This window comes from Roseimicrobium sp. ORNL1, assembly GCF_011044495.1.
Taxonomy (GTDB): domain Bacteria; phylum Verrucomicrobiota; class Verrucomicrobiia; order Verrucomicrobiales; family Verrucomicrobiaceae; genus Roseimicrobium.
Genome location: NZ_CP049143.1, coordinates 4,659,309 through 4,680,855, shown reverse-complemented (window position 1 = coordinate 4,680,855; position 21,547 = coordinate 4,659,309). Strand labels below are relative to the sequence as shown.

The 21,547-nt window shown below is 59.5% G+C and carries 18 protein-coding genes; 9 read left to right on the top strand and 9 right to left on the bottom strand.

What is annotated here, in order from left to right; translation table 11 throughout:
- Positions 1 to 15: 15 nt before the first annotated feature.
- Both G5S37_RS19040 and G5S37_RS19035 read right to left on the bottom strand, forming a co-directional pair.
- Complete coding sequence (locus tag G5S37_RS19040; RefSeq protein ID WP_165206035.1) at positions 16 to 3,369, bottom strand: DUF4838 domain-containing protein; 3,354 nt, start codon at positions 3,367 to 3,369, stop codon at positions 16 to 18.
- A 447-nt stretch (positions 3,370 to 3,816) separates the two neighbouring features.
- Positions 3,817 to 4,341 (bottom strand): KOW motif domain-containing protein, encoded by a 525-nt coding sequence (locus G5S37_RS19035; RefSeq protein ID WP_165206034.1) that lies wholly within the window; start codon positions 4,339 to 4,341, stop codon positions 3,817 to 3,819.
- A gap of 339 nt (positions 4,342 to 4,680) precedes the next feature.
- On the opposite strand from G5S37_RS19035, the gene G5S37_RS19030 reads away from it, so the two are divergent.
- Both G5S37_RS19030 and G5S37_RS19025 read left to right on the top strand, forming a co-directional pair.
- Entirely contained in the window at positions 4,681 to 7,245 is a 2,565-nt protein-coding gene (locus G5S37_RS19030) for an autotransporter-associated beta strand repeat-containing protein (RefSeq protein ID WP_165206033.1), read from the top strand.
- 89 nt (positions 7,246 to 7,334) lie between these two features.
- Positions 7,335 to 7,961 carry a hypothetical protein gene (locus G5S37_RS19025; RefSeq protein ID WP_165206032.1) on the top strand — a complete coding sequence of 209 codons (627 nt, stop codon included), beginning with the start codon at positions 7,335 to 7,337 and terminating at the stop codon, positions 7,959 to 7,961.
- A gap of 75 nt (positions 7,962 to 8,036) precedes the next feature.
- Here the strand turns inward: G5S37_RS19025 and G5S37_RS19020 are convergent, their stop codons facing one another.
- Positions 8,037 to 8,867: an SDR family oxidoreductase gene (locus G5S37_RS19020; RefSeq protein WP_165206031.1), complete on the bottom strand. Its 831-nt coding sequence runs from the start codon at positions 8,865 to 8,867 to the stop codon at positions 8,037 to 8,039.
- A gap of 101 nt (positions 8,868 to 8,968) precedes the next feature.
- Between G5S37_RS19020 and G5S37_RS19015 the strand changes: the two genes are divergently transcribed.
- Positions 8,969 to 9,868: an AraC family transcriptional regulator gene (locus G5S37_RS19015; RefSeq protein WP_165206030.1), complete on the top strand. Its 900-nt coding sequence runs from the start codon at positions 8,969 to 8,971 to the stop codon at positions 9,866 to 9,868.
- A 26-nt stretch (positions 9,869 to 9,894) separates the two neighbouring features.
- Here the strand turns inward: G5S37_RS19015 and G5S37_RS19010 are convergent, their stop codons facing one another.
- A complete protein-coding gene (locus G5S37_RS19010) occupies positions 9,895 to 10,341 on the bottom strand; it encodes a hypothetical protein (RefSeq protein ID WP_165206029.1) in 447 nt (148 codons plus the stop codon).
- Positions 10,342 to 10,623: 282 nt separating this feature from the next.
- On the opposite strand from G5S37_RS19010, the gene thrS reads away from it, so the two are divergent.
- Positions 10,624 to 12,582 carry a threonine--tRNA ligase gene (thrS, locus tag G5S37_RS19005; RefSeq protein ID WP_165206028.1) on the top strand — a complete coding sequence of 653 codons (1,959 nt, stop codon included), beginning with the start codon at positions 10,624 to 10,626 and terminating at the stop codon, positions 12,580 to 12,582.
- A 374-nt stretch (positions 12,583 to 12,956) separates the two neighbouring features.
- On the opposite strand, the gene G5S37_RS19000 is transcribed toward thrS, so the two are convergent.
- Entirely contained in the window at positions 12,957 to 13,598 is a 642-nt protein-coding gene (locus G5S37_RS19000) for a DUF6580 family putative transport protein (RefSeq protein ID WP_165206027.1), read from the bottom strand.
- 132 nt (positions 13,599 to 13,730) lie between these two features.
- Here G5S37_RS19000 and G5S37_RS18995 point away from each other — a divergent pair, with 132 nt between their 5' ends.
- Both G5S37_RS18995 and G5S37_RS18990 read left to right on the top strand, forming a co-directional pair.
- Positions 13,731 to 14,507 (top strand): PEP-CTERM sorting domain-containing protein, encoded by a 777-nt coding sequence (locus G5S37_RS18995; protein WP_206026056.1) that lies wholly within the window; start codon positions 13,731 to 13,733, stop codon positions 14,505 to 14,507.
- Positions 14,508 to 14,546: 39 nt separating this feature from the next.
- Positions 14,547 to 15,344, top strand: a complete 798-nt coding sequence (locus G5S37_RS18990) for an H-X9-DG-CTERM domain-containing protein (protein WP_165206025.1) — start codon at positions 14,547 to 14,549, stop codon at positions 15,342 to 15,344.
- Positions 15,345 to 15,446: 102 nt separating this feature from the next.
- Here the strand turns inward: G5S37_RS18990 and G5S37_RS18985 are convergent, their stop codons facing one another.
- Both G5S37_RS18985 and G5S37_RS18980 read right to left on the bottom strand, forming a co-directional pair.
- Positions 15,447 to 16,694: a hypothetical protein gene (locus tag G5S37_RS18985; RefSeq protein ID WP_165206024.1), complete on the bottom strand. Its 1,248-nt coding sequence runs from the start codon at positions 16,692 to 16,694 to the stop codon at positions 15,447 to 15,449.
- Positions 16,695 to 16,808: 114 nt separating this feature from the next.
- Positions 16,809 to 17,525 (bottom strand): xanthan lyase, encoded by a 717-nt coding sequence (locus G5S37_RS18980; protein ID WP_206026055.1) that lies wholly within the window; start codon positions 17,523 to 17,525, stop codon positions 16,809 to 16,811.
- A gap of 106 nt (positions 17,526 to 17,631) precedes the next feature.
- Here G5S37_RS18980 and G5S37_RS18975 point away from each other — a divergent pair, with 106 nt between their 5' ends.
- From G5S37_RS18975 to G5S37_RS18965, 3 genes are all read left to right on the top strand, one after another.
- Positions 17,632 to 18,123, top strand: coding sequence for a hypothetical protein (locus tag G5S37_RS18975; RefSeq protein ID WP_165206023.1), 492 nt, complete (start codon positions 17,632 to 17,634; stop codon positions 18,121 to 18,123).
- A 17-nt stretch (positions 18,124 to 18,140) separates the two neighbouring features.
- A complete protein-coding gene (locus G5S37_RS18970; protein ID WP_165206022.1) occupies positions 18,141 to 18,707 on the top strand; it encodes a dihydrofolate reductase family protein in 567 nt (188 codons plus the stop codon).
- A 144-nt stretch (positions 18,708 to 18,851) separates the two neighbouring features.
- Positions 18,852 to 19,382 carry a hypothetical protein gene (locus G5S37_RS18965; RefSeq protein WP_165206021.1) on the top strand — a complete coding sequence of 177 codons (531 nt, stop codon included), beginning with the start codon at positions 18,852 to 18,854 and terminating at the stop codon, positions 19,380 to 19,382.
- A 285-nt stretch (positions 19,383 to 19,667) separates the two neighbouring features.
- On the opposite strand, the gene G5S37_RS18960 is transcribed toward G5S37_RS18965, so the two are convergent.
- Positions 19,668 to 20,846 carry a hypothetical protein gene (locus G5S37_RS18960; RefSeq protein ID WP_165206020.1) on the bottom strand — a complete coding sequence of 393 codons (1,179 nt, stop codon included), beginning with the start codon at positions 20,844 to 20,846 and terminating at the stop codon, positions 19,668 to 19,670.
- On the bottom strand, positions 20,847 to 21,026 hold the full coding sequence (locus G5S37_RS18955) for a hypothetical protein (RefSeq protein WP_165206019.1): 180 nt from the start codon (positions 21,024 to 21,026) through the stop codon (positions 20,847 to 20,849). It abuts the gene before it with no gap.
- Positions 21,027 to 21,547 lie beyond the last annotated feature (521 nt).

Here is a 21,547-nt window from a genome sequence, read left to right as displayed (position 1 = left end):
TACACCCGCTACTTCTCACTTCAATCCCGCTATCTTCTCCTCCGCAGTCTTCTTGAAGCGCGGCTCGGTGGTCTTGTCCTCCGCCACCGTCTTATAAGCGGCCAATGCTTCGGCCTTCTTGCCTGCGGCGAGTCGGGTATCGCCAATCGCTAACAGGGTAGTGGTGCGCAGAATGCCGGGGGCTTTGTCGAGATTGATGGTGTTCAGCGCTTTCAGGGCCGCATCAAACTCACCGCGCTGGGTGTGGATGCGGGCGATGCCGTGCAGGGCTCCGTATTGGTCTGAGGAACCAATCTGTGCCACGCCATCCACGATGGTGTGATACGCCTTGAGGGCACCATCGGCATCCTTCAGGTTGGTCTCACGGTTCTGGCCTTGGGCGAGGAGTGTGGCATCGCGCACACGGCGGTCAGCGATCCACGGCAGGGCGCTGGTGAGATCTGCCTCGGCTTCCTTCGCCTGCTTCGTGATGGCATAGGCGCGACCACGTGTGTAATAACCATCGCCGCGTTTCCAGAAGGGCCACTTCGTGATGTCCTCGCTCGCGTACTCCGCGACCACCTGGGGCGCTTTTGCTTGATTGAGAAGATTCCGCATGCGCACGGACTTCTTCACGGCCTCGACGGGAATGGTGGCAGCGATTTGGTCTGCCATGTCATACTTGCGCAACTGGCCTGCCGCGATGGCGGCACTCTCGAGCGCGTGCGATTTTTGCAGCGGGGAGAGTTTGCCTTCTGAGGCCTTCACGTAGGCATCCACGGCTTGTTCGCGTGTCTTGCTCGTGTCGAGGTCCGCGGCCTTGCGCATCGCCGTGAGGAAATCCGCATCGGGCTCGGCCGCATCGAAGTCGAAGCTGTTGCCGTTGTAGAAATGGGCAAACTTCATCGCATTGTGGAAGTGATCTGCGCCGGTTGGTGAGAAGGCGCTGTGCTCCTGTCCATCCTCACGCACGCGCTGGCGGCAGAAGTTCACGAACCACGGCAGGCTCTTTGTGGGTTTCTGGCCGATGACCTGATGCAGCGGATCATTCTCGTCGTCCGTGAGCGGGATGCGCATTTCCACAATCCAGTGACCATCTGCCATGCTGGTGGCCACCTCGGCCTGCGAGTCCCACGAGAGCCAGGCATTGCGCGGTGCCGAGCGGTCGAGGTCTACCACCGCGCCACTGGGGCTCACGGCGATTTGATAGTACGAGTGAGAGTTCGTCTCCAGCAGCACTTCCACACAATCGCCATACCACAGTGCGGCATCATCTTTCCTTGAGGTACCAATCTGTGGCTTCGTGCCGGGCTCTTCTTCGCAAATGAAAGCGAGGTACAAATCATTCCCCATGAGCGTGCCTTTCACCGTGGTGCCGAAGGTTGGCAGACGACCGGTCTGGAGCTCACGCAGGCGGCACGTGGCGGAGGGGAATACTTTGGCCCAGGGTTCCTCATCGAGTTTGCCATCGACGACAATCTTCCCGCGGCCCTCACCCACGAGGCGAAACACCGGCACGGGGCCGCGCTTCTTGCCAAGCTGCTCGCTCTTGTTGCGCAGGCCGTTGAGGTAGGCATCGACCAACGCCAGCCGACGACCGTGGATGGAGGCAGGCTCCGCTTTCGCCTTCGCGGTGGCGAAGAGGGCGAGCGCGTGGTCTGCCTTCGCCTTGTCCTTCTCCATGTCCTGCCAGTTGTTCTCGCAGTAGCCGAAGAAGGCCAGCATCTCCTGCTCCGCGGGACCGTAGAAGAGGCGTACGTATTCGCGGAACATCGCGTCCACATCCTGCTTCGGCCCACCCCAGTACATGCGCTGGGTGAAGTAGACGAGGAAGTGATTGAAGCCAGGGTCCGTCTTCTCGAAATCCTGGCGCATGCTCAGCCAGATGTCCTCTCCCTGGAAGGTGTCCTTGATCGCATTGATGCTCTCTCCCATGACATGCGGCGTGTAGGCAGGTAGGTACCAGCCACGCTCGGTGAGGGGATAGTTTTCGAAATTGATGAGTGGGTTGGAGATTTTGGGCAGCCAGCTCTCACGCAGTTCTTTGATGGCGGCCTGCTCATCAGGCCGGTTGTTGGCAGGGCGACGGCCACCCACAATCGAGACGACCACATTCGGCTCCAGCTTTTCAATCTTCAGCGGAGGCAGCGTGTAGGCGCCGTAGGCGCAGTTCATGACCTTCTTGTCCGGGTGGCTCTTGCGCACTTCCTTCGCCACGCGATTCACGAAGTCCCACACATAGTCGGAGAGCAGGCCCTGGGGACCGCGCTCGGGAGTATCCTTGCCTTTGCATTTATCGCACTGGCACATCGCGCTGAAGCCATCCGGCGGCATTACGGAAATGGCATCCAGCTTGTAGTGGTCGAGCTGCGCGCGCACGTAGCGCACGGTGTGCTGGAGGAGCTCTTCATTGGAGTAGCAGAGCTGGTTCAGCCGCTGGTCAGGGGCGGTGTGCCGCTTGCCGCCATACAGCGCGAACCACTCCGGATACTTCTCAAAAATCTCCTTCCGGTGCGTCATATCATCCAGTCCATGTGCCACCTGGATGCCATAGGGATCACGCAGTCCAAGTCGCATGGCCCACTTCGCCATGTCTTCGCCAAAGACGCCCAGCTTCACGTTGAAGCGGCGCATCGGGAAGTCCGGAATCACCGTCTCATTCACCTTGGGGAGTGGAAGTGACTTCAGGGTGGGGATCACTTCGCCAACCTCTCCCGGCATGTACCAGCGAACGCCCAACCCCATGAGATAACCGCACACCGCGTTGTACGAGCCGCGTTCATCGTAGCCCCAGAGCTCCATCGGCGCGGCATTGGGAGCACTTGCGATTGGTGTCGCACGCAGGGCATCCGGCAGGCCAGTGGTGCCGGGCAGACGGAGGCGATTTTTATAGAGACCGGGATGAGGCACGCCCCACAACTCGCCAGTGATGGCATCCCACTCGCTCTGCAGCTTCCCGCTGGCGATCTCCGCATTGCTCTTCGCAAACGGTGCGATGGGAGTGAACTCCGTATCCTCGCCGATGAGCGCCAGCCAACCGTCTCCAGACACCATGCGGTATGCGCCATCCTTCAGGCCGTCGGCGGAGACCTTCAGCTTGTCAGTGTGAGTGCTGCGGCCCACAAAAATCTTCATCACCTGTGCCTGCGACGAAGAAGGAGAGGGGGTGGTCACGATGGGCACGTGTGCACCGGTGATTTTCTTCAGGTGGTCCTGCAGTTCCTGCGCTGCGAGTCGCACGGGGCGCATGGCATTCTCTGCGACGACGATCTCTGAGCGCGGCTGGCCATTCTCCACGAGCATGCCTGGTGCTGAGGCGGCGAAGGAAGGGGACCAGGGAGGGAGCGATGCCGAACAGAGGAGCAGGAGGGAAAGGAGGACACGTTTCATGGAAGGAGAGCGTGCGTGCTGGGGTGCAGACGCAGGTGCGGATGCAAGTGCAGGTGCTACGGCTGGTCCTTGCTTAACGGCATGGAAGAGCGAGGCATTTCATTTCAGTTTTCTCGCAGAAGTGTGGAGCGTGCACGGGATCAATAGTCCGCATGGGAAGCCCGAAGGTTAGGCTTCCAGTCCGACAGTGGGCGTCGGGCCCCTGGCCTGACGTTTGCGTGATTAGAGAAGGTGCCCCTTACCAGGGAGAAAAGGGGAATCGCGATGTGAGAAACACTGTGTTCAAGGAGCGGCACTAGCTTAGTGCCGTCATGCGGCGTGGCTATCCGAAGTGTGAGGAAGCAATCCGTGAGCTTCGCAACGTACGGCTCCGCACCCACCATTGCCCACCGCTGGGACTTCGGCGAGTCCCCCTCCTTGTTCTAGGGCGCGCTCACACTCAAAGCGTCACGCTCCAGCAGGATGCTCTCGGACTGCCTGCGCAGATTCTTTGCAGCGAGTTCGCGTGACGGTGACAATGCAGACGACATCTGTTACGGCTTTCTTTGCCTCTTCTCCAAGCTCAAGCCGGATTTGTCCGCGAGGTTCCCAAACTTGATATATGCGTGTCACGCGCCCCTTGTGTTTGCCTGACAGCACCATCACTTCATCGCCCTTTGAGAAGGGGGCGCCTTGTATCCTTGCGGCAACATGGCCGAGTATCATCCAGATATAAATCGCCCCGAAGAAGTATCCAATTCCGGCAGTCGGCACAGCCGTCAGGAGTATCATGCCAATAACAAACCAATCCCAGATGAGTGCGCCCTCATGGTGGAAGATGAGGAGCATGAATCCAATCGCACTGGCGATTCCCATGGAAATCGAGAATTCCCAGGTGTAGGCCAGGAGACGGTTGTGAAGGGCCGGTTTCATTTCTTCCCGCGACATCAGAATAGCCAGCAGCGCGAGGTGTTGCCAGTCAGATTTTCGCATTCGCATGTCCGGAGGTCGTCCGCTTGAGTGCGTCTGATTGCCAGCCCCCCGTTCTTCGCATCTCACCATGCGGATTGCGTGGAATATGTTTTCGACGCTGCATGGCCGCAGATCATCAAGCCAGCCTGGTCTGCCTGAGCTTGGGAGACGGCCGCGTCTGAATCTATGGTGCGGACGTGCCATGTGAGGCGGGTGAAACCGCGTGTGGTGGCAGCTCGATCGAGCAATCGAATCGTCAACGGAATGGTCATGGACCTTATGTGAACGTATCGTGACCCGAGATGTATTGAAGGAAGCTTTGGGCTGGCTACGCAGGAGGCCCCCCAAAGACAGTTGTTCATGATCGTACATCCCCCCTTCCGTCGCGGTCTCTTCACATCTCTTCCAACCTCAGCCTGGCTCACCGCATTCCTGTGCGTGGTGATTGCGCAGGGACTTGTGGCGCAGACCACACTCTACTGGGACACCAATGGAGCCACCACAGGCTCCGGCAATAAAGGAGGAAGCTGGACGAGTGACACCTACTGGAGCACCAATTCTGATGGCACCGCTGCCACCTCAGGCTGGGTGAATGGCAGCGGCGTGGTCTTCTGCGCTGGCACGGATGGTACGGGCGCATGGAATGTGGCCATCACCGGCACTGTGGCCACGCCTTCCATCGAGTTTCAGGAGGGGGGTGTCACCAATATTACCGGAGGAAGCATTGATATCACCGGAGGTCTCTCCATCACCAACGTCGCCGGAAATGCTGGTGGCAAGGATGACATCCAGTCCGTTATCACCGGCACGGGAAATATCGTCATGGCTGTGAATGGCACCGCGGCGAGTGGCTCGAACTGGACCCGCTTGAGCGGGGTGAATACATTCGTTGGATCCATCACGGTCAACAGTGGCGTGCTCCAGATCTACAACTCCACTGCAGCCAATGCACAGAAGGCCCTGGGAGATGCGAACAACAGCGTGATCCTGAATGGGGGTACGCTGATGAATGACAATCAGAACATCTCGCTGGATGCCACGCGTTCCATCCAATTGGGAAGCAACCACGGCACCATCCGCGTGTACGGCGGAACCGTTTTCACCGTGAACGGCGCGATCTCCGGTGCAGGCAACCTGTCCAAGACAGACGGTGGCAATGTCGTGCTTACCGGGGACAATACCTACCAGGGCACTACGAATATTACCGGCGGTACACTCACCATCGGCAATGGAGGCATCTCCGGTACCTTGGGTGTGGGGAATGTGACGATGTCCAACGGCACCTCCCTGGTGATCAATCGCAGCAACGACTACACCGTGAACAACGCCATCTTTGGCGCCTCGGCGGGCAATGGCACGCTGACAAAGCAGGGCGATGGCAAGCTCATCCTGACCAAGGACAACAACTATGGCGTCACCAACGTAACGGGCGGCATCTTGCAGATTGGTAACGGTGGCACCACGGGCACCTTGGGGAACAACAACAGCGCGGTGAACCTGTCGGCGGGCACGAAGCTGCTTTTCAACAGGAGCAATACCTACGGTTCGGCCAATGTCATCACAGGTGACGGCTCCCTGGAAATTGCCATGACTGGGACCGGTGGTGTGGTCGCCCTCTCAGCGGCGAACAGCACTTTCACGGGCGGTATCCTTGTGAAGTCAGGCTTTCTTCGTGGCACGAGCAATGGCAGCTTTGGCGCCAACAGCGGCATGATTACCCTCGATGGTGGCGTGCTGATGAACAATGATTCCAATCTGGTGCTGGATGCCGCGCGAGTCATCACTCTGGGCGCCGCAGGCGGTGGATTCCGCGCTGGTTGGGACAAGACCCTGACCGTGAATGGCAGGATCACAGGCACCGGTGACCTGAGGGTGCACAATGATAGCGGTTTCCTCATTCTGAGCGGCACCACCAATGACTACACGGGAGACACCATCATCGGCCTCGGTTCTGGAAACATCACCACTTTGCGTCTGGGAGCCTCAGGGGTGTTGCCGGATGGCACCAAGGTGCGGTTCAACGGCGGCACGAACGTGGCGACCCTGGATCTCAATGGTCAGACGGAGACCGTGGAAGGCCTTGTCGCAACGGTCTCCGCGAATGGTGTCATCACCAATACCAGCGCGAGCGCGGCCACCATCACCACTGCCCCGGAAAGCGGCAGCGTGGAGTTCTCCGGTGTCATCAAGGATGGAGCCGGTACTGTGGCATTGGTCAAGAATGGCGCTGGCGTGCAGAGCCTCACAGGTGCGAATACGTACTCCGGCGGAACCACGGTGAACGGGGGCACGCTCATGGTGGGTAGTGACACGGGCTCTGCCACGGGCACGGGGTCAGTCACTGTGAACTCGGGTGGCACTCTCGGAGGGAGCGGCGCCATCACCGCTGGAAACGGGGGGAGCATCTCGCTCAATGCGGGCAAGATCACGGTGGGCGCAGGTCACGGCGTAAGCTACGAACCCAATCGGAGGCTGACCTTGGGGGGGACAGGATTGAATGTGAATGTGAACCTTAATGGCACGTTGCAGTTCGATCTCTTCGAGCCCGGGTCTTTTCTCTCGACGCCGGACTTCAACGATGACGTGAATGACTCGCTCCGAATCGTCACCACCGGTTCACTGAGCCTCGACAATGCCATCATCGAGATCAAGGCCGAGGACACCTCACTTTGGGAAGAAGGGCTGTCGTGGAAGCTCATCGACTGGGCTGGCAGTTCCCTGTCGATGCTTTCTTATCAGAACATCAAACTGGGCACCACGACTCTGGGGGACTTCCAACTCAATCCCTACATTGTGGAAAGCGGCGCCGGCGCCGGGTATTACGTCACCGTGTCCATCGCGGCGGTTCCCGAGCCTGGCAGGATGCTGCTGCTGTTGGTTGGTGCCGGGGCCTTGGTATCGCGGCGTCGGCGGCGCGTGATGTAGGGCAGGGGATGTGCGGACGGTAGTCGGGTGAGTGGTGGCTGTGTAGTCTGGTTGCATTTGTTGGTCAGCGCGCGCACTTTCCCCGCATCATGGATTCGACTTACGCGCTCAGGATTCAGGAGTGGAGTGATGTCTCAGAAGTAGATTGGCATCTAGTCAGAGACGAACTGGCGAACTACCTGCGTCAAGTCATCGCGCATTTCAGCCAGACGAACGCCGCAAAGCAGGTCTATGGCATCGTCATTGAGCTGGGGCAAAATTGGACGATGAGCGTCTATCTTAACACCGAGGAGGGGTTAGCCGATGGACCTATGCGATTCCGCTCCGATTCCGTTGGCTACGAAAAGCACACGGATGCCCAGATTCTGGAGATGCTGGGTCGTTGGCACTACGAGTCATGGGAGTTTCCTTTGTACCAGTACAATTGTCCTGACCGGGGCTGCCCAAACGAACCGCACCGTGAACTCTTTGAGCGACTCGTCGAGGAAGAGTTGGAATCTGAGAATGAGGAACCCGAGAGTGTCTCCGAGTTGTTTTTGGGTGTGTGCGCTGAAGCGACTGCCATACTCGAACAAAGCCGCGAGCTGAAGGAACTCAGCAAGACTCCGGACTTCGCACTTAGGCTCTACGATGCCGACTGCTATGAATGGGGCACGGATGATATCATGAAGGCGGCTCGCAAGAAGGTGGCTGGTTCAGAGCAGAGTACACCGTAGTGACATGGGGCAAACGGGGTCTTTGGCATGGCTGCAGCATCCGTTCTTGACTCGCCAAGGGACTGGCGAGCTACATTAAGCACCCGCCCCGAACATCTCGCGCACTTTGGCCATGTAGTGCTCCTCGGAGGTGGACCAGCGGAGTTCGGCGAGCATTCTGGTATCTGCGCCTGCGGGGTAGCGGATCTGGTCACCTTCATCGGTGGCAGCGAGGAAGACGGCTTCGGCAATGTCCTGCTCGGTGGAGTAGGCGGTGGGATAGTTTTGCAGCTTCGCGAAGTAGGCTTGGGCGAAGGCATCGTAAGGTGGGGGAGTCAGGCCCTGCATGCGCTCGGCGCCATTCGCACCGAGGTTCGTGCTGGGGGCGTAGCCCGGTTCTACGATGCGTGTCTTGATGCCGAAGAGGGCGAGTTCGTGGGAAAGTGATTCAGTGAACCCCTCAATGGCCCACTTGCTGGCGGCGTAGACGGCGACGAGAGGCATGGGCGCGATGGCAGTGCTGGAGGTGACATTGATGAGCGCACCGCCGCCCTGCTGGCGCAGGTGGGGAATGGCGGCGCGGCAGACGGACATGACGCCGAAGGTGTTCGTTTCAAAGATTTCGCGTAGCAGTGCCTCTGACGTGGCTTCGAAAGCGCCCAGCAGACCGATGCCTGCATTGTTCACCACGGCATCAAGGCGACCGAAGGTGGTTGTCGCCTGAACGAAGGCGCTGTTGATGCTGTCAGCATTGGTGACGTCGAGTGGGAGCACTTGGAGGCGACCTCCAGCGGCCTTGAAGAGACTGGCATCCGGCTTTCGCATGGTGGCCACCACATTCCAGCCATGGTCGAGGAAGTATTGCGCGGTGGCTTTGCCATAGCCTGAGGATGCGCCGGTGATGAAGAGGGTTCTTGCTTTGCTCATGATTCGATTTGGTTCGTTTTGATTTGTGATGTCGCACTGTACTCTGCTACTGTTGGACGAACCATAATCGGGAGTCCGCAAGGCATTACCAAGCGTCCAGAATGAACCCTCTTGATGACATCATTGCGCTGCTGCGGCCTCATGCAGTCTTCTCCAAACCCATCTCGGGACGCGGTACTTGGGGTGTCCGCTATGCCGCAACACCGTCACCGAGCTTTTGTGTGGTGCTCGAAGGGCAGTGCTGGCTGACCATGGAAGGCAGGACGCCATTGCGGCTGGAGAAGGGGGACTTTCTGCTCCTGACGTCCACGCCTGCCTTTGCCCTCTACAGCAAGCCGGGTGTGCGTTGCGTCACGGGTGTTCCTTCACGAACGGGCGTGAGGCACGGCGAGCAGAAGGGGAAGCCAGATTTCCGCATGTTGGGCGGAACTTTTGAAACGGAGCTGTCGAATGGGAAGCTCCTTCTCGCGCTGTTGCCGGGCAGGATTCACCTGCGTTCCACGGAGTCGGACACCAGCCGGCTCTCGCGCCTTGTTTCGCTCATCATGGATGAGTACTCGGGGAACAGACCGGGACGTGAAATGATCCTCGCGCGGCTGCTGGAGGTCCTGCTCGTGGACTCATTGCGTTCCCATGACTATGACCCCGGCAGCATGGCTACGGGATTGATGGCGGGTTTGCGTGAGCCTTCCATCGCACGAGCCCTCGGGGCTATGCATGCCCGCGTACAGTGTGGATGGACCGTCGCGAATCTCGCCGAGCATGTGGGCATGTCGCGCTCTGCATTCGCGGCTCGGTTCTCAGAGAAGGTTGGGTGCGCTCCCATGGAGTACCTCTCCCTGTGGCGCATGAGCCTGGCGCAGGATGCCTTGCGTCGTGGAGACGTGGGCTTGGAGGTACTGGCAGAGGATATCGGCTATCAATCAGCCAGCGCCTTTAGTACGGCCTTCCGGAAGAAGGTGGGGTGTGCGCCGAGTGTGTTTGCGCGTGGTGGTCAGTAGTTGTCCCGCCGAGGGCATTTGGAGAGCTACATGCCGAGCACCCAAAGAACCCCCGGCTGTTCGCGCGATTTGCGGCAGAATGCGGAGATGCCCGAGACCGCATGTACGAGAGCAGGGACCAGACTCTCGATGGGAACGCCGCTCCAACGCTCAATCTGATAGCCGGGAAGAATCTGGTCGTGGCTTGTGGCGGATTCAAGCGTGGCGATGAACGCAGATAACTCGCGTTCGACATTGCGAAGCTCGTCTGCGGAAAAGCGGTTGAAGTCGTTGTAGCCGAATGTTGGAACAGCGCGTTCAAATGCCGGAGCAATGGCGCTGAAGCTCATGTCGGAGATGTAGAGGGACCCTTCATTCCAGCAGGTGGGAAGCTCCAGGCAATCGCTGGGGTAGAACTCGAAGTAATTGGTACCAACAAGGCGCGATTTGTCGGTGATGAGTTCGAGGTATTTGAGGTCGTCCACGGTAAGCATGGGAAGGTGTTCGTCGTTGGTGCAAGGAACCGTGGCAGCATCAGGCAAGTGCCAAGACCGGGGCGTTGCAGTGCATGGCCCGGTGGCTCAAGTACGGTGGTATTGTTCTATGCTTTTGATGGTCGCGCCATGCCTTTCCGGCTTTTGACTCGCCAAGGGACTGGCGAGCTACGTTGGTGGGTGCCCACCTTTGCCCCCGCAAACGGCTTGATGATTTCCCCATCTGGTCAATCTTGCCTGCCCCTTTTTATTCTCACCACCTCATTCTGACCCCTCCCCGCCATGTCCGCCGAACGCAAGACCCTTGAAGAACGCGCTCAGATGTCTGATCTGGAGCGCCTGCGTCACTCCTGCGCGCACGTCATGGCCACCGCCATCCTGCGCCTGTGGCCGGATGCGCAGTTCGCCTACGGGCCGCCCGTGGAGAGTGGCTTCTATTACGACTTCGACATGAAGCACCGGCTCACGCCGGATGATTTCGAGAAAATCGAGGCGGAGATGAAGAAGGTCGCCAAGGAGAACCAGCGCTTCGACAAGAAGGTGATCACGCGTGAGGAGGCCATCGCGCTCGCGGAGAGCGGCCGCCTCGGCGGGCTCACGGAGCGCCCGGGGAACCCCAGCCAGTTCAAGCTGGACCTCATCGCCAAGATTCCGGAAGGGGAGGAAATCTCCTGCTATCAGAATGGCGAGTTCCTGGACCTGTGCGCCGGGCCTCATGTGAACTACACGTCGAAGTGCAAGAACACGAAGCTCATGTCGGTGGCCAGCGCCTACTACATGGGAGACGAGACGAAGCCCCAGCTCCAGCGCCTGTACGGCACGGCCTTCCCCACGGCGGAAGAGCTCGCGAAGCACCTCGAACAGCTCGAAGAAGCGAAGAAGCGCGACCACCGCAAGCTGGGTCGCGAACTGCAGCTCTTCGCCATCGATGAGAAGGTGGGCCAGGGCCTCATCCTGTGGCTGCCGAAGGGCGCGATCCTGCGTCAGGAACTGCAGAACTTCATCAGCGAGGAACTGCGCAAGCAGGGTTACCAGCAGGTCTTCACGCCGCACATCGGCAAGCTGGAGCTGTACAAGACGAGCGGTCACTTCCCGTACTACAAGGAGTCGCAGTTTTCCCCGGTCATCGAGAACGACGACCTGAAGAAGGCCGCCGCCGAGGGCTGCACCTGCGCCGAGGTCATGGAGCGCCTGGATGGCATCTCCAAGAAGCTGCGTGAGGAAATCAACTCCCGCACGGGCGCGGACACCATCCCTGAGGAGCGTGTGCGTCCGGATGATGACCTGTACGACGGCTTCCTGCTGAAGCCGATGAACTGCCCGCATCACATCCGCATCTTTGCGCAGTCGCCGAAGTCGTATCGCGACCTTCCGGTGCGCCTCGCCGAGTTCGGCACGGTGTATCGCTGGGAGCAGAGCGGTGAGCTCGGCGGCATGACGCGTGTGCGTGGTTTCACGCAGGATGATGCGCACCTCTTCTGCACGGAAGAGCAGGTGGCGCAGGAGGTGCTCGGCTGTCTCTCCCTCGTGAAGACGGTGCTGACCACGCTGGGCATGAATGACTACCGCGTGCGTGTGGGTTTGCGTGACCCGGACAGCAGCAAGTTCACGGGGAATGCCGAGAAGTGGGACCTCGCGGAGGCCGCCTGCCGCGCCGCGGCGCAGAGCCTGGGCGTGCCCTTCACGGAAGAGCCCGGTGAGGCCGCCTTCTACGGACCGAAGATCGACTTCGTGATCAAGGACGTCATCGGTCGCGAGTGGCAGCTGGGCACGGTGCAGGTGGACTACGTGCTGCCGGTGCGCTTTGACCTCACGTACACGGGCGCGGATAACAAGGCGCATCGTCCCGTGATGATTCACCGTGCGCCCTTCGGCAGCATGGAGCGCTTCTGCGGCGTGTTGATTGAGCACTTCGCCGGTCACTTCCCCACGTGGCTCGCGCCTGAGCAGGTGCGCATTCTCACCGTGAGTGAGAAGAGCGATGCCTTCGCTGCCGAGGTGCTCAGCGCCCTGAAGGGTGCTGGCCTGCGTGTGACGCTGGTGAATGACTCCGACAAGATTGGCGCGAAGATCCGCAACGCCCAGCTCGACCGTGTGCCCTACATGCTGGTGCTCGGCGAGAAGGAAGCGACCAGCGGCAACGTGGCCATCCGTCACTCCAAGAAGGGCGACCTCGGCGTGAAACCGCTCGCAGCCTTCGTGGAGGAGATCACGGCGGAAGTGGCGGAGCGGAAGCTGTAGGGCCGGTGCGACGGTGAGCGGTAAGCGGTGCGACGGTGGAGGACTGTCGCGCTGGACCAGTGGTGCGCTGCTTTGTTGGGAAACGCAAAGCAGCGAAAGCAGCGAGCAGCAAAGACACTGAAGGAGGTTAGGCTTTCCAGCCTGACAGTGGACGTTGGGCCTCTGGCCTGACGTTGTGGCGAGTCAGCAAAAGCGCCCGCATGCTGATATCACACCGCTGCGTCGCTTCCAATTAACCGGAGTCGTCCATGCAGCGCGAAGGGCGAGTTGAGCGTGCTATTGCCGTCAGGCAAGAATGCCTAACGACCACTGTCAGGCTGGAAAGCCTAACCTCCGATCCGAAGCTGCTTCGTTGCTTTGCGTTTCACCTGCACTCAGGCGGTCGCGGCGGTGCTGCGGCCGACGAGGGGCAGCGCACGCACGTGGCGCAGCACAGCTTCGGTGTTGTACACGAGCACCAGGACCAGGGCCCCGGTGAGGTCGGCAATCAAGGAGTGCTGGAAGAACACAAGCGTGCTCGGGTAGGGAGGGATGCCCACGGTGAGGGCCTGCACCCAGCCGTCGAAGTTCTTGCCGTAGTAGGGCTCAATCCACCAGCACATGGTGTTCGTCACGACGTAGAAGAGGACGCTGCATGCCAGCGTGCCACCAAGGGTCTCTACAATGCCGGCGCGGTCGCGCAGACGGGAGCCCCACCAGGCGGCGAAGACGTAGCAAGCATAGGCCAGGAGAATTTCATAGCGGCCTCCCTGCGTCACGGCGGAGAAACTGAAGCCATCGCAGGCCCAGTCGATGACCAGCAGGATGAGAGCCCACGACCACCACGGAAGCGGACGGGGGAACATGACAGCACCCGCGAAGGCGAACGCGACGAGCGGGCTCAGATTCGGCACACCGGTGACGATGCCCTGCTGCGCCAGCACACGAAGAAGAAGAGCTCCCGCCATGAGGATGAGGGGAAACCAGATGGTAGTGGTCGCGTTGTGGGAGCGTTGATCAGCCCGGTCTTGAAGCATGCCTGCATCAAACGACAGAAGAGGCGAGGGGACAAGGGGGAATTTGTCTAAGAAAGACATAGACAAGGGCGGAGGCTCGTCCTACAGAAATCCTCGTTCTCCCTCCCGATGATTCGTCCCCGGCACGTCTTTTTGTCCTCACTTCTGGCCACCTGCGCTGTGGCCCTCTATTTGGTCGCACCCAGCACGCTGTGGGCACAGGGGACCTCCAGTTCCTACTTCATGGTGCAGGGCCCCTTGGGTTCAGGTGGTGCCTATCAAACATACAAGTTCCGAGTGGAGTACACTGGGCAGCTGACGATTCCAGGATATCAACCGACTCCCCCTGGTACCCCTGTGCCTCTGGTAAACACTGGTGAGGCGCTGATTGCGGCTATCTTCGGCAATGGCGTTGCGACGGCCAGTGGCATCTACTCCAACAGTGTGGGCACAATGAGTCCTAGCTATGGGATTCCATATTCTTTCCAGATGGCGGGTGGCCCCGAGGTGATTCCTGGCTCCTATCCCGATGGACCGCAATGGGGCTACTTTGCCGCGGGAGGCACGTATTCGAACTTTTATGTGGACCCCCCGGACATCAATATCACTCTTGCCTCCGGTGTCTGGACGCAGTCTCCGGTGGGCTTGAGCACTCGATACCTGACGAACGGCAGCTTTGATGCCTACACCTTCGGCGCACTGACGCCAACTGGCGAGGAAGATGCATGGGGCTTCCCCATCTATGACTTTGCTTCTCCCGTTGGCGTGCAGCCCACGCTGGCAGATTTTTCCGGGGTAGAGATGCTCGTTTCAGCCTCGGGCCTGCCATACAATGTATACCTCATCGTGCCGGAACCCAGTCGTGCACTGTTTCTCGTGCTGGGGATTGGCCTCGTGATCGTGCGGCGATCGCGCGGCAGGCTGGTGTAGTGTATCGTTAATGTTTTTGCGTTGTCACACGTCGCCGTCATGAAGTGTCATGCCACTGAACTAAAACCACTCGAAGCGGGTGCGGTGGGGCGCTCGCACGCGCCGGGGCTGACCTTGGTGGAGCTCCTGGTGACCATGTGCGTGATGGCGGTGTTGGCCACGGTGGTGTTTGGGGGGTACCGCACGTTCGTGAGCCTGGCCACACGAGCGAACTGCTCGAGCAATCTACGGCAACTCGGCAGCGCGGTGCATCTGTATGTCTCGGACAACGGAGGATTTTTTCCACCTTATGTAAAAAATAACAGGGATGGATCAAGAGAGTGGTACTTCGGCAAGGAGCCCTACCAACCCGGCACATCGGAGGGAGACCGCGAGCTGGACCGTGAGGCAGGCCCCCTCTACCCCTACATCCAGACGGTGGGGAGTGTGGAGGTCTGCAAGGGATTCAACTACGGAGCGGCGATTTGGAAGGCCAAGTTCAAGGGCGCGAGCTATGGCTATGGATACAACTGGGCTCTCGGCGGTCGCATGACAGGCAGGTGCATGAACATCTCCGCGTTGCGGAATGGATCGTCCGTCATTCTCATGGGGGACTGCGGCCAGGTGAATACGTTCCAGGCTCCGGCCAGCCCCGGCAAGCCGATGATTGAGGAGTTCTACATCATCAATGAGTCGTACAAGACGATTCACTTCCGGCATGCCAACCGGGCGAACATTCTTTTTGTGGATGGACACGTGGAGTCCATGGAGGCCTTCCCCGGGACCGAAGACCGGCGGGTGAAGGGGGAATTGCTCGGGCGCGTGACGAAGGCGGGAAGCACGGAGATGCTGAAGTAGAGGGCGTCGGTAAAGGAGTGCTGGGTGTGGCCGGCTGCATGGGATTCAACGCAGAGACACAGAGCCGCAGAGGGAACTTCGGAGACTGAGGCCTGAGGTGTTCTAACTCCCGCCCTTCACCCGCTCCATCGTTTCAAGATTCCACTCAGCTTCCTTGAACGCCTGCGTGACGGGTGGCTTTACTTCGGGATAGCCGCCGACTTCCTGTTCGCTGTTGAGGATTTTGCCTTTTCGGTTCAGGGCGGCATCGATGATGCGGGCATCGATGGGATCACGGTCCCATGGACGTGAGCCGGCGTTCTTCGCCACATGTTCCTTCACTTTGTCAGCGGGCATGGCTTCGAGATTTGCGGGCCAGAAGAGGCGTTCCTTTTCCAGGGGGAACTTCTCCCCGCGCGTGAGTTTGGCAGGTTTGCCATCGAGCATGAAGGCGAGGTTGTCCTGCATGTGCACCTCGAGGGGTGTTTTCTCGTAATAGCCGAAGAGGGACACGTACTCGAGCGTGTCCACGCCGTGCTCCAGCACATTGCCCACGATGTCGAGTTTTGCAGGCTGGCGCTCATGTTCGTGCCCTTTCCATTCACTGTCCACGAGTGCGGCGTGGATGGCGTTGCGCGCGGGGTTGGAGATCCAGTTGTTCACGATGACGGCCTGCGCGCCGCCCTTGGCGAGGGGATTGCGCTCCACATTGCACGCGTAGAGATTGCCGATGACGCTGATGTGTGAGGTGTTGTCGTGAATGAGGGTGCCCTTGGAGTGCTCGCCCTTGTCATGGGTGGACTTCGAGAGTCCCTCGGCGATGAGGCAATTGGAAATGGTGATGTGGTGGGAGGTGTTCTTCCGCCAGTCATCGGGTGTCTCGCCCTTGAAGCGGTCGCCAGAGGTGGAGAGATTTTCATCCGTGGCCCACGTGCAGGAGAGGTGGTCGAAGATGACATTGGCAGAACCCACGGTGGTGATGCCGTCCGCATTCCAGCCGCTCTTCTTTTCATGGCCGGCTTCGCCCGGGCGCACGGCGAGGTGACGGATGATGACGTCATTCGTGGAGACCACGAGGCTGCCCTTGATGAGGGTGATGCCTGGAGATGGCGCGGTCTGCCCCGCGATGGTGACGTGCGGCTCGGAGATGACCAGCGTGGTCTTCTTGAGGTCGATGACACCGCCGACTTCAAAGACGATGATGCGTGGTCCTTTCACACGCACGGCCTCCCGCAGGGAACCGGGGCCGGTGTTCTCCAGCGAGGTCACGCGGATGATTTTGCCGCCGCGTCCGCCTGCGGTGGTGGCGCCGTCACCTTGAGCGCCGGGGAAGGCGAGGGGGGCTTGAGCGTGGATAGCCTTTGCACTCATGAGCGGAACAAGTGCAGACAGTAACAGAACGGAGAAAAGGGAGCGCATGGTGCAGGTTGATTCTTGTTGTGGAGTCAGTTTCACAGCGAGGCACCATTCTATACGGAGGAAACGCTATTCAACCTGCAACGGCCCTGGGAGCTGTGGCCTCCGGCTGGCGTTTTTGGCCTTGCAAACTCCGCACCGTGCGAGCTTTGAATACGCCGGCCAGAGACCAGCGCTCGCAGGGCCGCGTCCGGCATTCGGCACTGAGGATTGCTCTCCAGGTGCTGGGACAGGCAGGAACTGCACGGCATCGGCGATCACCACCTTGCCTTCGTCGCTGCCTTCATTGGAGATGCGCACCCAGCCGTGGAGTCCGGTTTCAAAGCGGAACACGCCCAACGTGCGGAAGAGTTTGCCGTGCTCGGGTTCTTCCTGCTGGTTGATGCGCAGTTGCTTTTCGCCATCGGCGTGGTGGATGGTCACGGGTGTGTTCGTGGCGCGGCGTACATTGTAGCAGTGAGCGAGGCGCACCTCATACCAGCCGGTCTTTGGCAGGTCCGGGGTGAAGGTGACGGACTTTTTCCCTTTGCCCGCCTTCAGGTCATGGATGTAGCCGAGCCCCACGTATGGCGGTGTGTGCGTAGAGTACTGCCACTCGCCCTCCAGCGTGGCGGAAGTTTCATCGACCACGATTCCGGCAAGTGTTGCGGGATCACTCACGATAAAGGCCACCATATCCGGCCGGTCCACCTCGCCTGGAGCGTGGATGTTGGGCAGGGCGGAGGGGTGGGGTTTGAGGGCGGTGGTGGATGATCCGCCACCCTTACCAGAAGGTTCTGCGGTCATGGCAGTGAGGCATGGCAGAAGCAGAAAGTGGAGGATGGGGAGGCGCATTGGGGGTAGCGGGCGAGTGGTTCGGAGAGGAACCACTGATGGACACTAACCAACACTGATGTTTGCGCTGGTTCTTTCCAGAAGGCGCGTGAAAAGTGAACGTCAGACCATGCCAAGTCGCCGAGTCATTGCGGGTGTCCTGCACAATTTCCTGGGAACTTTTACCAGTCGGAACTCTGACTTCGGGGGCTACTGGTTGTTTGGGTTTCTGGTCTCGGAAGCAGAGCCTCACGTGTTCGACTTGCTTGGTGAGGCTGCTGTGGATGAAGCATCTCCGGCAGCCGTTTTTGCTCATCGGCTGGCGGCGCAGCAGTTTGCGGAGCAAATGGCGAAAGTTGGTCTTCCACGAGACCGGATTCGCGAGGCGTGCGTTGTCATCACGAGGACAAGAATCGGCGTTATCAACGATTGCGGCCGTTCATGCTATGAATTGAGATTCCGCGCGGACGCGGTTGACGATTTGAGCACGGCGTATGAACGCAAGGTATCAATCCTTGTTGCGCCGCACGACCCGGCCATCGAGGGACGAAGTGCACGATGGAAGTCTTGACTGTTGAGAAAGGAATCATGAAAACCCAGTACTACACCGCCACCAGCCTGGATGGATTCATTGCCACGGAAGATGACTCGCTGGAGTGGCTCTTTCCTCTGGGTGAGTTGGGTGAGTCCAGCTATCCGGCGTTCATCGCGGAGATTGGCGCGCTGGCCATGGGATCGACCACGTATGAATGGATGCTGCGCAATGCAGACAAGGTGATTGCGGAAGTGGGCTCTCCGTGGCCTTACACGCAGCCCACGTGGATATTCACCAGTCGGGAGCTTCCGCTCATTGAGGGTGCGGACATCCGATTTGTCCGTGGTGATGTGCGTCAAGTGCATGCCGAGATGCGTGCTGCTGCGGGCGACAAGAACATCTGGGTCGTGGGCGGGGGTGATCTCGCGGGTCAGTTCTATGATGCGGGCTTGTTGGATGAACTCATCTTGCAGATTGGTTCAGTTACCTTGGGAAAGGGGAAGCCGTTGTTTCCTCGCCGGGTGCTGAGTCCACATTTGAAGCTGATGTCGGTGCGCCAGATGGGGAGCACCATGGTGGAGATGCGGTATGAGGTGCAGAAGGGTGTGGCTGATGCCTGAGCGCAGGCTCCCTTCAGTCGTTCAACCATGCAAGCAGCGTAATAGGGCGAACAGGGATGTATTGCGGTCGTGGAATCTCATCGGCCCCGAAAGGAAGAGGCTTGCACGGCACCCGGACTTTAGACACTCTGTGTAGAAGTATTTGTGAAGCGACTCTACAGAATTGGATTCTCTCCCGGCTGCCCGAAGCTGGCTATTACCCTTCCAGGGGCAGGCAGCATCGTCGAGGCCTTTGACGGCCAGCCCTTGGCCTCACTATGGCCAGACGAGCCTTTTGTAGGTACAGTGGAGCAGGAATGCCCGGGGGCCCAGTTGTACGCCTGTGGAGAGGATGCGGTGGCCTTCACGGATGCCGCGTGGGAGAGCAGCGAGGACATGTACTATGTGTTTAGCATTGGAGGCTGCGAAATTCTGGCCGCTCAGGCTGGGGACACATGGTTCTCCATCATCAACGCACTCGATTTTGCGCCTCGGGCGAGAACAGCCGCTGAGCCCTTTGATGTTTCATCATCATTCTACGCTCCAATTTTCAGAATCCATGACCGCCCCCGTCAGATATTCTGTCTGGAAGGGACGCCGGTGCCGGGTGATGAGTTCAAGTACGCCTATGAAACCCTCGGGTTCCAGGGGTTGACGTTTCAGGAGGTGTGGTCAGAGGCAGACGGCTTCCGTTGAGAGCTGGTTCCGTGAGCTGAACACCTACGGCGCTGCCACCTTCTTCACGAACTCCAGCGCTTTGCCTGCCGAGGCATTTTCCACTTCCTGGACGAAGCGGGTGGTTCGTTGAGGAAACCACTAATGAACACTAACTGACACTAATGGTTGAGTGGGTTCCATTTCATCTGGGGCGATTCCCACGTGTGGTGTTGGGTAACGAATGCAGAAAGTTCTCCGCACGTCAGCCGCCTCTATTAGTGTCCCGTTAGTGTTCATTAGTGGTTTCCCATCCGTCCCACTCGCTCACGGCGTCGCCGTCTTCTTCACCAGTTCCAATGCTTTATTCACCAGTGTATTTTCTACCTCGGGTGCGAAGCGCGTGGGGAAGCCGTAGTAGAACATGCTGAAGTCTGCCTCATAACCGCCCTCGGTGAGAATGCGCATGGAGGGTACATAGGCGAAGACGTCATTGCAATAACCTGCGATCCAGAGGCGCTCGTCAGGTAGTTCGCGGCGCAGGCGCAGGGCGTAGTCCACACACGTCTCACCGCTGAGTCCAATCATGGTGAAGGCGTTTCCAAAACGCAGCACCTGCACGGGCGCGGCATAGGAGGTGATAAGCTTCTCACCGCGATCCATCTTCGCCAGGTGGTCCTGCGCATAACGCTGCACGGCGGGTGCTTTGTCCTGCAGCTTCGATTCGTAATAAGCGCGGTCGGGCAGGGGAGCGAGAGGCAGGTCGGCACGGTCGAAGCCGGCGGTGATGGCGCCCTTCACCGGGCGCATGGGTGCGGTGAGGGAGCGGGCCACGGCGCCGGCGAGATGCAGGCCATGCGCACGCGCGAGGATGATGGAGCCGCGTGGATTCGGATTGGCATCGGCACCACAGCCGGTGATGAAGAGCGCGGTGCAGCCTGCGTAGGTCTGCTCAAGATTTGCCATGGCATGCCCGGCCCAGTCGCCGCTCACTTCCGGTCCTGCGCCCGGTGTGGTGCAGTGGCACGCATAACCGAAGAGGATGGCCTTCACACTTCCATCCGCCCGTGTCGCGCGCAGCACCGGCACGTCGTGCTCCACGGCTCCGTTGGGATTGATGCCGAATCCCACGCCCTTGGGGCCGAACTGGCGTCGATTCCCGGCGAAGGTGGCCTCGCTCTTGCCGAAATCGAGCGTGGCAGGCTCCAGGTTCTTCACGGCCTCCGACGCGGCGGTGAAGGATTTTTCCAGGAACATCTTCGTGTAGTTTTCCACGGCTTTTGTCTCGGCTTCGTTGAGTCCGTACATGGTGGTGAGGCAGCCGTGAACGACCGGGGTGGAGTGGCTGTGCGAGTTCCCAAAGAGGAAACGCTCGCGCGGCACCTTGAGCTCCTGCTCGATGCGAGTGGCAAGCGCGTCATTGAACCATCGTGGTGTGCCGATGGTGTCCGCAGTGATGATGATAGACGTGTCGCCCGCAGCATCCTGCAGCGCGAGGGCCTTCACCTATATGGGCTGCTCCACGGACTCGTGCGGTTTGTTGCGGCTCGCATAACCGGCGAGCCGGATGGGTTCCGTGGGCGTGATATCTGCCTTGGCAACGCCGACCTTGAATTCCTGGGCAGTGGAGGAAGTCACGATGCCGAGGGTGGCGAACAGCAGGGTGAGGATGTGGAACGTGCGCATGTGTGAGTGCAGCAACAAACGGGATGAGAAGCATGAGTCTGTCTTGCAGCCAAGGAGGTTAGGCCTCCGGCCTGACAGTGGTCGTTGCGCCTCTGGCCTGACGGCACAGCGTGCTCCACTCGCTCTTCACCCCACAAGGACGTTTCCGGTTAGCCGCAGAGAGGCAAAGGACGCAGAGGAGCAAGAGAGTTTGGCGTTGGGACGGGCAACGTACATGAGTGTGGTAACACCTCGATGCAGAGGCGGCAGAAGGCGCGGAGTAGATGCACTACGCGAGGTGGCTCATTCGTGAGACGTGGCCTTCTCTCAGGGAGTGGGAGCATTCCTGCTCCCATGGGTGGACTGTACGTCCCTGACTTCATCTCCACTCCAAAACATCACCACCATCCGCGCCCTCAAGATCACTCCTCACCTCTCCGCCGCAGACCATTTCACCCATCAATGGGAACAGGAATGTCCCCACTCCTTGAAGTGCCGCATCGTTTTGTCGTAGGCTTATCACGCCTACCCTCCGGTTTCTG

Excerpts from the sequence above, each read along its gene's own strand:
- G5S37_RS19040 (WP_165206035.1), bottom strand. The coding sequence starts at position 3,369 with ATGAAACGTGTCCTCCTTTCCCTCCTGCTCCTCTGTTCGGCATCGCTC.
- G5S37_RS19035 (WP_165206034.1), bottom strand. The coding sequence starts at position 4,341 with ATGCGAAAATCTGACTGGCAACACCTCGCGCTGCTGGCTATTCTGATG.
- G5S37_RS19030 (WP_165206033.1), top strand. The coding sequence starts at position 4,681 with ATGATCGTACATCCCCCCTTCCGTCGCGGTCTCTTCACATCTCTTCCA.
- G5S37_RS19025 (WP_165206032.1), top strand. The coding sequence starts at position 7,335 with ATGGATTCGACTTACGCGCTCAGGATTCAGGAGTGGAGTGATGTCTCA.
- G5S37_RS19020 (WP_165206031.1), bottom strand. The coding sequence starts at position 8,867 with ATGAGCAAAGCAAGAACCCTCTTCATCACCGGCGCATCCTCAGGCTAT.
- G5S37_RS19015 (WP_165206030.1), top strand. The coding sequence starts at position 8,969 with ATGAACCCTCTTGATGACATCATTGCGCTGCTGCGGCCTCATGCAGTC.
- G5S37_RS19010 (WP_165206029.1), bottom strand. The coding sequence starts at position 10,341 with ATGCTTACCGTGGACGACCTCAAATACCTCGAACTCATCACCGACAAA.
- thrS (WP_165206028.1), top strand. The coding sequence starts at position 10,624 with ATGTCCGCCGAACGCAAGACCCTTGAAGAACGCGCTCAGATGTCTGAT.
- G5S37_RS19000 (WP_165206027.1), bottom strand. The coding sequence starts at position 13,598 with ATGCTTCAAGACCGGGCTGATCAACGCTCCCACAACGCGACCACTACC.
- G5S37_RS18990 (WP_165206025.1), top strand. The coding sequence starts at position 14,547 with ATGAAGTGTCATGCCACTGAACTAAAACCACTCGAAGCGGGTGCGGTG.
- G5S37_RS18985 (WP_165206024.1), bottom strand. The coding sequence starts at position 16,694 with ATGAGTGCAAAGGCTATCCACGCTCAAGCCCCCCTCGCCTTCCCCGGC.
- G5S37_RS18980 (WP_206026055.1), bottom strand. The coding sequence starts at position 17,525 with ATGACCGCAGAACCTTCTGGTAAGGGTGGCGGATCATCCACCACCGCC.
- G5S37_RS18975 (WP_165206023.1), top strand. The coding sequence starts at position 17,632 with ATGTTTGCGCTGGTTCTTTCCAGAAGGCGCGTGAAAAGTGAACGTCAG.
- G5S37_RS18970 (WP_165206022.1), top strand. The coding sequence starts at position 18,141 with ATGAAAACCCAGTACTACACCGCCACCAGCCTGGATGGATTCATTGCC.
- G5S37_RS18955 (WP_165206019.1), bottom strand. The coding sequence starts at position 21,026 with ATGCGCACGTTCCACATCCTCACCCTGCTGTTCGCCACCCTCGGCATC.